Raw genomic sequence first — 10,423 nt, forward strand, 5'->3', positions numbered from 1 at the left:
GAGCGCAGCCGTGGACTTCGGAGTTGTCCTGCAGACCGACCCGCCCGCCTCGTCCGTCGTGGAGCTGATGCGCCGCGCCGAACGCAAGGGCTTCCGCTACGGCTGGACCTTCGACTCCTCCGTCCTGTGGGAGGAACCGTTCGTCATCTACAGCCGCGTCCTCGAACACACCGACCGCCTGATCGTCGGCCCGATGGTCACCAACCCCTCCACCCGCACCCCCGAGGTGACCGCCTCCACCTTCGCCACCCTCAACGAGATGTACGGCAACCGCACCGTCTGCGGCATCGGCCGCGGCGACTCCGCGATGCGCGTCGCCGGCCGGCCGCCCAACACCCTGGCCCGGCTCGGCGAGGCCATCGGCGTCATCCGCGACCTCGCCGAAGGGCGGGAGGCCGACGTCGGCGGCCGCCGGCTGCGCATCCCCTGGGTACGCGACGGGAGACTGCCCGTCTGGATGGCCGCCTACGGGCCGAAGGCCCTGGAGATGACCGGACGGCTCGCCGACGGCTTCATCCTCCAGCTCGCCGACCCGTTCCTGACCGGACGGATGGTCAAGGCCGTACGGGACGCCGCGGCGGCCGCGGGCCGCGACCCCGCCGAGGTCACCGTCTGCGTCGCCGCGCCCGCCTACCTCGGCGACGACCTCGACCACGCCCGGGAGCAGTGCCGCTGGTTCGGCGGCATGGTCGGCAACCACGTCGCCGACCTCGTCACCCGCTACGGCGAGCACTCCGGCGCCGTCCCCGAGGAACTGACCTCCTACATCAAGGAACGCGAGGGCTACGACTACGCCCACCACGGCCGGGCGGGCAACCCGGACACCGCCTTCGTCCCCGACGCCGTCGTCGACCGCTTCTGCCTGCTCGGCCCGCCCCAGGCGCACCTCGACAAGCTGCGCGAACTGAGGGCCCTCGGCGTCGACCAGTTCGCCCTGTACGCGATGCACGACGCCAAGGAGGCCACCATCGACGGCTACGGGGAGCACATCATCCCGGCCCTCACCGGCTGACGGGCGCGGGGCGGCGGGCCACCGGCCGCGCCGCCCCGCCGCGAGGCAGACCGGGGTGTGACGACAGGCCCTACGGCACCCGCCCGATCCACTCCGGCGAGCTGAACTTGGACGCCGCCAGTTCCTGCGCCCGCGCCAGTTCCTCCGCGCTCACCGTGCCGTCCGCGCCGCCGTAGCGGGCGCGGAACGACGCGATCATCCGGTCGATCACCTCGGCCCGGGGCAGCCCGGTCTGCCGGCGCAGCGGGTCCACCCGCTTCTTCGCGCTGGTGGTGCCCTTGTCCGACAGCTTCTCCTTGCCGATCCGCAGCACCTCGACCATCTTGTCCGCGTCGATGTCGTAGGACATCGTCACGTGGTGCAGCACCGCCCCGGACGCCACCCGCTTCTGCGCCGCGCCCGCGATCTTCCCCTGGTCGGTGGCGATGTCGTTGAGCGGCTTGTACCAGGCGTTGATGCCCATGTCCCCGAGCGCGCCCAGCACCCAGTCGTCCAGATAGGCGTAGCTCTCGGCGAACGACAGGCCCTGCACCAGCGCGTCCGGCACGCACAGGGAGTACGTGATGGTGTTGCCGGGCTCGACGAACATGGCGCCGCCGCCGCTGATCCGGCGGACCACCGTCACCCCGTGGCGGTCGGCGCCCTCGGGGTCCACCTCATTGCGCAGCGACTGGAAGCTGCCGATGATCACGGCGGGGCGGTCCCACTCCCACACCCGCAGCGTCGGCGGCCTGCGGCCCGCCGCGACCTCGTGGGTGAGCACCTCGTCCAGCGCCATGTGCAGCGCGGGCGGCTGCGGGCCCTCGTGGACGATCTGCCAGTCGTAGTCCGCCCAGTCCGTGGCCCGCGCCACCGCACGGCGGACGGCGATGCCCACCGCCTCGCTGCTGAAGCCGAACAGCACCGTGCCGGGCGGCAGCGCCGCGTCGATCCGGGACGCGAGACCCCGCGCGTCGGTGTCGGCGGGGGCGCCCTCCAGCGCGCCGTTGATCGCGTCCAGCGCCTCGTCCGGCTCCAGGAAGAAGTCCCCGGCGACCCGCACCCGGCGCAGCGCCCCGTCCGTCACCTCCAGATCGACGACGACGAGCTTGCCGCCCGGCACCTTGTACTCACCGTGGTGCTTGCCCTGCACGGCTCATCCTCCTGGTCGTGGCCTGTCCGCCGCGCGGCCCGGGGCCGGCGGTCGCCACCCACGGTAGTCCGGGGCCGCGCGTGCCCCGCGCGGGGGCAGGCTCAGGCCGGGGCGGCCAGGGAGTCCAGGAGCGGGGGCAGCGAGGTCCCGATGGGCTCGCGGATCACCTCGTCGGCGAGCTCGTCGTACGGTGTCGGCGCGGCGTTGACGATGATCAGTCGGGCGCCGTGGCGGGCGGCGAGGGAGGCGGCGGGCTGCACCTGGAGCGTGGTGCCGACGGCCAGGAAGACGTCGGCGGCCTCGGCGACGGTGACGGCCGCGCCCAGCACCCGGGGGTCGAGCCGTTCGCCGAACATCACGGTCGCGGACTTCAGGATGCCGTCGCAGACCAGGCACGCGGGGTCCGGATCGCCGTCGGCCACCCGCGCCAGCGCCTCCGCCATCGGCGAGCGGGCGCCGCAGCGGGTGCAGACGACCTCCCGGACGGTGCCGTGCAGCTCCAGCACCTTGCGCTCCGGCATCCCCGCGAGCTGGTGCAGACCGTCCACGTTCTGGGTGATCACCCGTACCGGGGTCCCCGACCGCTCCAGGCGCACCACCGCCTCATGGGCCGCGTTGGGCCGGGCCCGGAACGCCGGACTCTCCCGCCGCATCCGCCACGACCGCCGCCGGACCTCCGGATCGGACATGTACGCGTCGTACGTGACGAGCCTCTCCGCCTCCGGGTCCCGCCGCCACAGGCCGTTCGGACCGCGGTAGTCGGGAATCCCGGAGTCCGTGGAGATCCCGGCACCGCTGAGGATCGCGACCAGGGGACGGCGGGGCCGCTCAACGGGCCCGGGCGTGGACGTGTCCGTACGGGGCATGACGCGAGCGTAAGCGGCGGAGGCGGGGAAGGGCGAGGGAAGGGCGGCCCCGGCGGCCTGCGTGGCGTGCGCCCTGGGCTGCCCGCCCCGCCGGTCCTCGCGGCCGCCGGAGCGCCGGCCGTACGATCCCGGGCAGCTCCGCGATCCGTCACCCCGTCAACTCGCCTCCCACCGGCCCCGTACCGCACCGTTCCCGGACCACCGAGGAGTCACCTTTGTTCACCACCCGACCGACCCTCCAGGGCACCTTCGGCATGGCCGCCTCCACCCATTGGCTCGCCTCCCAGTCCGCGATGGCCGTCCTGGAGGACGGCGGCAACGCCTTCGACGCCGCCGTGGCCGCCGGATTCGTGCTGCACGTCGTCGAGCCGCACCTGAACGGCCCCGCCGGCGAGGTACCGATCCTGCTGGCCCCCGAGGGCGGCCCCGTACGGGTGCTGTGCGGGCAGGGCCCGGCACCGGCCGGGGCGACCGTGGCGCACTACACCGGACTCGGCCTCGACCTGGTGCCCGGCACCGGGCCGCTCGCCGCCGCCGTCCCCGGCGCCTTCGACGCCTGGATGCTGCTGCTGCGCGACCACGGAACCAAGACCCTCGCCGAGGTCCTGCGCTACGCCATCGGCTACGCCGAACACGGCCACCCGGCCGTCGAACGCGTCGGGGAGACCATCGCGACGGTACGCGACCTCTTCACCACCGAATGGGTCTCGTCCGCCGAGATCTACCTGCCCGGCGGCCGGCCCGTCGCCCCCGGCGGGCTGCTCGTCAACCGGCCGCTGGCCGCCACCTGGCGCCGCCTCCTGGCCGAGGCCGGGTCCGCCTCCGCGCGGCGGGAGGCACAGATCGACGCCGCCCGCCGGATCTGGCGCGAGGGCTTCATCGGCGAGGCCCTCGCCGGCTTCGCCGCCCGTCCCGCCATGGACACCTCCGGCGAACGCCACGCGGGCACCCTCACCGGCGACGATCTCGCCGCTTTCCGCGCCACCTACGAGGAACCGGTGACATACGACTGGCACGGCTGGACCGTCGCCAAGGCGGCCGCCTGGTCCCAGGGCCCGGCCTTCCTCCAGCAACTCGCCCTGCTCCCCGGTGAGCTGCCCGCCTACGGCAGCACCGACTACGTCCACACCCTGATCGAGGGCGGCAAGCTCGCCATGGCCGACCGCGAGGCGTGGTACGGCGACGCCGCGGACGTCCCCCTGGACACCCTCCTCGGCGACACGTACAACGCCGAACGCCGCACGCTGATCGGGGAGAGCGCCTCGTACGCGCTGCGCCCCGGCGCGCCGGACGGCCGCACCCCGCGCCTGAGCGCCCACGCCCTCGCCGTCGCGGACGGCCGGGAGCCGCACCGGGAGGGGGACGGGGCCGGGGCGGGGGAGCCGACCGTCGCGCCCAGCGGCGCCACCCGGGGTGACACCTGCCACATCGACATCGTCGACCGCTGGGGCAACCTGGTCTCGGCCACCCCCTCCGGCGGCTGGTTGCAGTCCAACCCGGTGGTGCCGGCGCTCGGCTTCCCGCTCGGGACCCGCTTGCAGATGACCTGGCTGGAGGAGGGGCTGCCGAACTCCCTCACCCCCGGCCGCCGCCCCCGCACCACCCTCACCCCGTCGCTCGCCCTGCGGGACGGCGTGCCCGTGATGGCGTTCGGCACCCCCGGGGGCGACCAGCAGGACCAGTGGCAGCTGCACTTCTTCCTCGCCGTCGCGCTGCGCCCCGAGGTCCGCGGCGGACTCGACCTCCAGGGCGCCGTGGACGCCCCGAACTGGCACCAGGAGTCCTTCCCCGGCTCCTTCTTCCCGCGCGGGATGCGGCCGGGCGGCGTCACCGTCGAGTCCCGGATCGGCACCGAGGTCATCGACGGGCTGCGGCGCCGCGGGCACCGGGTGACGGTCGGCGGCCCCTGGTCGGAGGGGCGGCTGAGCGCGGTGGCCCGCGACCCGGAGACCGGCGTCCTGTCGGCCGCCGCGAACCCGCGCGGGATGCAGGGGTACGCCGTGGGCCGCTGACCGGCGGGGGACGGCGGCCAGGGACCGGACCCGGCCGCCGTCCCCAGGCCGTGGCCCGTACGGCGCCGGGAATTCACCCGGAGTCCAGCCGGAGTGTCAGTGGGACATGGTTCGATGGACGCATGATCGAAGCAACAGGAGTCCACACCCCGGGAGTGACCGCGAACCTCACCGTGCGCACCACCACGACCGGCACCGCCCCCGCCGGGCCCCGCCCGGACCTGCCGCCGGCCGACCTGTCCCTTCTCGCCTCCCTCGACCTCGCCGCCGTCGAGACCGCCGTCCGCCGGGCCGCGGCCGACGAGATCCTGCCCCGCTTCCGGCAGCTCGCCGCCGAGGACATCGTCCAGAAGAACGGCCCCCACGACCTCGTGACGACCGCCGACCGGCGCGCCGAGGAGCATCTGACCGCCGCCCTCACCGCGCTGCTGCCCGGCTCCCGGGTGGTCGGCGAGGAGGCGGTGCACGCCGACCCCGCCGTCCTCGACGCGCTGCGGGACGACGCGCCCGTCTGGATCGTCGACCCGGTCGACGGCACCCGCCAGTTCGTCCACGGCGACCCGGGCTTCGCGACCCTGGTCGCGCTGGCCCGCCGCGGCGAACTGCTGGCGTCCTGGACGTACGCGCCCGCCCTCGGCCAGATGGCCGTCGCCCGGCGCGGCGCCGGCGCCACCCTCAACGGCATACCCCTGCACAGCGGCACGCCCGACCCGGGCGCGGACGTCCAGGTCGCCATCTCCCACTTCGACTTCACCACCGACGAGGAGAAGCGCGTCCTGAGCGCGCTGGACACCACCGGCGTGGCCCCGCGCCCCTGCGGCTCGGCCGGCCTGGAGTATCTGGCCGTCGCCCGGGGCACCCTCGACGCCACCGCCTTCACCTGGGAGAACGTCTGGGATCACGCCCCCGGACTGCTGCTGGTCGAGGAGGCCGGCGGGGCGAGCGGCACGGCCGGCGGGGAGCGCTTCCGGCTCGGCGGCGGCAACGCGCTGCCCTTCACCGCGGCGCGGGACGCCCTGACGGCACGGCGTATCCTCGGACTGCTGACGGCCGCCGACTGACCCTCGACGACGAGGGCCGGACACGAGGGGAGTGGCGCGGATGCCGAGGATGCTCGACGCCGTGGTGATCGGGGCAGGACCCAACGGGCTCACGGCAGCCGTCGAACTCGCCCGCCGCGGACTGTCCGTCGAGGTCTTCGAGGCCCGCGGCACGATCGGCGGCGGCGCCCGCACCGAGGAACTGACCCTCCCCGGGTTCCGCCACGACCCCTGCTCGGCCGTGCACCCCTTCGGCATCGGCTCGCCCGCCTTCGCCACCATGCCGCTGGAGCGCCACGGCCTGGAGTGGCTGCACCCCGAGATCCCCATGGCGCACCCGTTCCCGGACGGTACGGCGGCCCTCCTCGCGCACTCCGTCGGCGAGACCGCGATGTCCCTCGGGCCGCGCGACGCCGGTACGTACCGCAGGCTCGTCGCCCCGTTCCTCGGCAAGTGGGACACCATGGCCCACGACTTCCTGCGCACCCAGTGGCTCGGGCTGCCCCGCGACCCGGTGACCTACGCCCGCTTCGGCCTCTCGGCGATGCAGCCGGTCACCCTCCTCAACCGCCGCTTCCACGACGAGAAGGCCCGCGGTCTGCTGGCCGGCCTCGCCGCCCACGCCATCGCCCCGCTCGGCGGCTTCGGCACCACCGGCCTCGCCCTGATGTTCGCGCTCGCCGCGCACGCCAAGGGCTGGCCGGTGCCGCGCGGCGGCTCCCAGGCGATCTCCGACGCGCTGGCCGGGCTGCTGCGCGCCCACGGCGGCGTGGTGCACACCGGTTTCGAGGTCCGGCGGCTCGACGAACTCCCGCCGGCCCGCGCGTATGTCTTCGACACCTCGCCGACCGCGCTCGCCCGGATCGCGGGCCTGGGCGACGCCTACCGCGATGTGGTGTACGGCCCCTCCGTCTTCAAGATCGACTACGCGATGGCGGAGCCGGTGCCGTGGACCGCGAAGGACGCCCGCCGGGCCGGCACCGTCCACATCGGCCCCACCAGCGGCGAGATCGGCGCCGCGCTGAACGCCGCCGCCCAGGGCCGCGACCCGTCCGTACCGTTCCTCATCACCGCCCAGCCCAGCCTGATCGACCCCGGCCGCGCCCCGGAGGGCAAGCACGTCTTCTGGGCGTACGGCCATGTCCCCAACGGCTGGGAGGGCGACGCCACGGACGTCGTCGAGCGGCAGATCGAGCGTTTCGCGCCGGGCTTCCGCGACCTGGTCCTGGCCCGCGCCGTCGCCGGCCCGCCCCAACTCGCCGCCCGCAACGCCAACTACGTCGGCGGCGACACCGCCACCGGCTCCGCGGCCGGCCTGCGCCTGCTCATCCGCCCCAAGCTCGCCCGCGTCCCCTACACCACCGCCCACCCGGCCGTCTTCCTCTGCTCCCAGGCCACCCCGCCCGGCCCCGGCGTCCACGGCATGTCCGGCCACTACGCCGCACGGGCGGTCTGGCGCCGGCTCCACGCGGCGCGGTAGCGGGCGGCCTCGACCGTGCTCCGCGTCCCCCGGTCATGAGGGGGACGCGGAGCACGCCTCGCTACAGCACCCGGTCGGCCCGGGGCAGTGACCGTACCGCCCAGGCGACGCCCCAGCACAGGGGCAGGGCCAGCGCGGCGACGAGGGCGAACTTGACCGCCGCCGGGGCGTGCAGCCAGTGGAAGGCGTGGCCGAGGAGGACGAGGACGGGGGCGTGGACCAGATAGACCGCGAAGGCGTGGCGGGAGAGGAACGCGCCGGCGCGGCCCTGCCGGTCGAGGCGGTCGCGGAAGACCACGGTCAGGCCGAGGGCGATGCCGACGGCGAAGACGGCCTCCCAGGCGGCCCCGGCCAGCGACGGCCAGGTGCCGGGGCCGGCCAACGCGGCCGGGCCCGCCGTCATGACGACCGGCAGATAGAGGAGGGTGGCGGCGGTGGCGGCGGCGAAGCCCGCCAGGCCGGCCCGGCGGGAGAACGCCTGCGGCCAGCCCCGTTTGTGGGCGAGCACGCCCAGGACGAAGAAACTCGCGTACTGGGGGAGGAAGTCCGGCGTGGGCAGGCCCAGGAACGGGACGTAGCTGCCGGTGGGGACCGCGATGCGCCACAGGTAGGTGGCGAGCGCGAGGCCCGCGATGAACAGCACGACGGAGCGGGCGCGCGGGGGCCGTGCGGGGGTGGTGTCCGGTGCGGCGGAGGGCGCGGCGGACTTCCCGCGGCGGCGCCGCACCAGGACGTAGAGCGCGGCGAACACCAGCAGCACCTCGACGAACCACAGCGGTCCCGCGTCCCAGCTCAGCAGGTAGTAGAGCCAGTAGGGGAGTGCGTCGCCCCGCTCGGCGAACTGCTCCTTGAGCGCCGTGTACCCGTCGAAGTTGGTGAGCGGGCGCAGGATCAGCAGGAAGACGAGCAGGGGTATCCCGAGCCGCTTGAGGCGGTCCCGGAGGAAGGGGCCGGAGCCCTTGCGCGCATGGGCGCCGGGCGTGAAGTAGCCGGCGATCAGGAAGAAGAAGCCCATGAAGAACGCCTGGTCGACGACGACGAGGACGTCCAGGAGCAGCCCGGAGGCGTCCTGGGCGGGCTCGGTGTAGTACCAGGCGGGGATGTTGCCGTAGGTGACGGCGGTGTGGTGCAGCACCACCAGCGCCGTCAGCGCGACGCGCAGGTTGTCGGCGAAGTACAGGCGGCCGCGGACCCGTTGTGTCCCGGCGACCGCCGTCCCCTCCGCCGCGGAATCCGTTGTGGAACCCCGCATGAGTGATCTCCCCCGTTTCCGTCGGTTCAGTGTGTGGTGTGGTCCCCGGCACGCGTGGCGTGCCGGAACAGTTCGGCGAGTTCGCGGGCGTGCGCCGTCAGGTCGTGGTCCGGGTGCACGCTCCAGTACGCGAACATGTCGTCGATGCCGGCCTGGAGGCTGACGGCCATCACCCGGGTGTCGAACGGGCGGAACTCCCCGGCGCGCTGGCCCTGGAGGAACATCTCCTCCAGCGCGGTGTAGATCGGCTCGGTGGAGGCGACCCCGTAGCGCGGGGTGCCGTCCGCCGTGCGGACGTTGCCGAAGATCTCGCCGAGCGCGGCGAGTTGGGTGCGGTGGCCCTGCATGTGCGCGGCGACCGACTCGATGTAGACGCGCAGCCGGTCGGCCGCCGTGGACTGCTCGGCGAGCCGGGGGCCGACGAAGGCCGCGATCCGGTCGTAGACCTGCTCGACGAGCTGCTCGATCAGTTCGTCCTTGCCGGCGAAGTGATACGAGATCACGCCCTTGCTGATGCCCGCCCGTTCGGCGATCCGGGCCAGTGAGGACTTGGCGAAGCCCAGGTCGGCGAGGGTCTCGACGGCGGCGTCGATGATCTGGGCGCGGCGCGCCTCCTCGATGAACGAGCGCGCCGGACGCGGTGCCGCCCCCGTGTCCTTCTGGCTGTCCGGATCATTTTTTGACCGCATGGCCAGAATATTAGGCGGGTGGTCAGAAGCTGTCCAGGGCAAGGGCCGGAGCATGCGAAGGCCCCGGGGCCGGAACCGATCACGGGTCATCGGTCCGGCCCCGGGGCCACGGGGTGGGGCGGGTCAGTGGCGCAGCCGCGAGCGGGGCCGCGGCACCGTGGCGCGTGCGCCGGGGACGGCGTGCCGGCGTGCCCTGGGGGCCCGGACGACCGCGACGGCCAGGAACAGTGCCGCCGTCACCGTCGGCGCGGCGTAGACCACCGCCGCGCCCAGGTGCCGTGCCCCGCCCAGGGTCAGCAGACAGGCCGCCCCGGCCGCGGCGAGCAGCAGCCCGCTGCCGGCCCAGGCCGCGAAGACGTGCCGCGGGCCGTACCGGGGCCGCCGGGCCGGCAGATGCCCCAGGGCGGCCCAGTCCCGCGCGTCCTCCCACGCCTCGCGCCGGCGCTGGACGACGGCGTGCAGGCGTACGGCCAGGGTGATCGCGGCTCCGGTCGCCGCCGCGCCGCAGAGCGCCTGCCACGGCAGCGGCAGCAGGAGCAGCAGCGCGAGGAGCGCCGTCGTGCCCCAGCCGGCCAGGCAGGACACCGCGGCCATGCGGCGGGAGACCGGCCGGTCCGCGCCGGCCCGGAGGTCGGCGAGGGCCGGAAGGGACCAGACGCAGCCGGACGCGGTCAGTGCCGCGAGGCCCAGCGCCAGGACGGCCGAGGTCATGGGGGGTTGCCTCCTTCGCGCGAGGTACCGGATCAGCGTCCGGCGGGGGTGGCCGACGCCACGGCCGGCTGGGAGTTCCGCGCCGCGTCCAGGGCGGCGATCTCGGGGTGGTGCAGGTCGAAGGCGGGGGATTCGGAGCGGATGCGGGGGAGGGAGGTGAAGTTGTGCCGCGGCGGCGGGCAGGACGTGGCCCACTCCAGGGAGCGGCCGTAGCCCCAGGGGTCGTCGA

The 10,423-nt window shown here is 74.6% G+C and carries 9 protein-coding genes and 1 pseudogene; 4 read left to right on the forward strand and 6 right to left on the reverse strand.

The window, feature by feature from the left end; translation table 11 throughout:
- Window positions 1–10: 10 nt before the first annotated feature.
- On the forward strand, window positions 11–1,012 hold the full coding sequence (locus tag AC51EU_RS01300) for a TIGR03842 family LLM class F420-dependent oxidoreductase (RefSeq protein WP_496264705.1): 1,002 nt from the start codon (window positions 11–13) through the stop codon (window positions 1,010–1,012).
- Between the two features lie 70 nt (window positions 1,013–1,082).
- Here AC51EU_RS01300 and lplAB read toward each other — a convergent pair whose 3' ends face one another.
- A complete protein-coding gene (gene lplAB / locus AC51EU_RS01305; RefSeq protein ID WP_496264706.1) occupies window positions 1,083–2,144 on the reverse strand; it encodes a lipoate-protein ligase LplAB in 1,062 nt (353 codons plus the stop codon).
- 101 nt (window positions 2,145–2,245) lie between these two features.
- Complete coding sequence (locus AC51EU_RS01310) at window positions 2,246–3,010, reverse strand: SIR2 family NAD-dependent protein deacylase (protein WP_496264707.1); 765 nt, start codon at window positions 3,008–3,010, stop codon at window positions 2,246–2,248.
- 215 nt (window positions 3,011–3,225) lie between these two features.
- On the opposite strand from AC51EU_RS01310, the gene AC51EU_RS01315 reads away from it, so the two are divergent.
- From AC51EU_RS01315 to AC51EU_RS01325, 3 genes are all read left to right on the forward strand, one after another.
- Window positions 3,226–5,022 (forward strand): gamma-glutamyltransferase family protein, encoded by a 1,797-nt coding sequence (locus tag AC51EU_RS01315; protein WP_496264708.1) that lies wholly within the window; start codon window positions 3,226–3,228, stop codon window positions 5,020–5,022.
- A 122-nt stretch (window positions 5,023–5,144) separates the two neighbouring features.
- Window positions 5,145–6,083: an inositol monophosphatase family protein gene (locus tag AC51EU_RS01320; RefSeq protein ID WP_496264709.1), complete on the forward strand. Its 939-nt coding sequence runs from the start codon at window positions 5,145–5,147 to the stop codon at window positions 6,081–6,083.
- Window positions 6,084–6,123: 40 nt separating this feature from the next.
- On the forward strand, window positions 6,124–7,542 hold the full coding sequence (locus AC51EU_RS01325; protein WP_496264710.1) for a phytoene desaturase family protein: 1,419 nt from the start codon (window positions 6,124–6,126) through the stop codon (window positions 7,540–7,542).
- Window positions 7,543–7,603: 61 nt separating this feature from the next.
- On the opposite strand, the gene AC51EU_RS01330 is transcribed toward AC51EU_RS01325, so the two are convergent.
- The 4 genes and pseudogenes from AC51EU_RS01330 to AC51EU_RS01345 all read right to left on the reverse strand — a co-directional run.
- A complete protein-coding gene (locus tag AC51EU_RS01330; RefSeq protein WP_496264711.1) occupies window positions 7,604–8,794 on the reverse strand; it encodes an acyltransferase family protein in 1,191 nt (396 codons plus the stop codon).
- 26 nt (window positions 8,795–8,820) lie between these two features.
- Window positions 8,821–9,483, reverse strand: a complete 663-nt coding sequence (locus AC51EU_RS01335) for a TetR/AcrR family transcriptional regulator (protein ID WP_496264712.1) — start codon at window positions 9,481–9,483, stop codon at window positions 8,821–8,823.
- 123 nt (window positions 9,484–9,606) lie between these two features.
- A complete protein-coding gene (locus tag AC51EU_RS01340) occupies window positions 9,607–10,194 on the reverse strand; it encodes a hypothetical protein (RefSeq protein ID WP_496264713.1) in 588 nt (195 codons plus the stop codon).
- Between the two features lie 32 nt (window positions 10,195–10,226).
- Window positions 10,227–10,423, reverse strand: a pseudogene (locus tag AC51EU_RS01345) (aa3-type cytochrome oxidase subunit I); the annotation flags it as partial.

This window comes from Candidatus Streptomyces philanthi, from assembly GCF_059553635.1.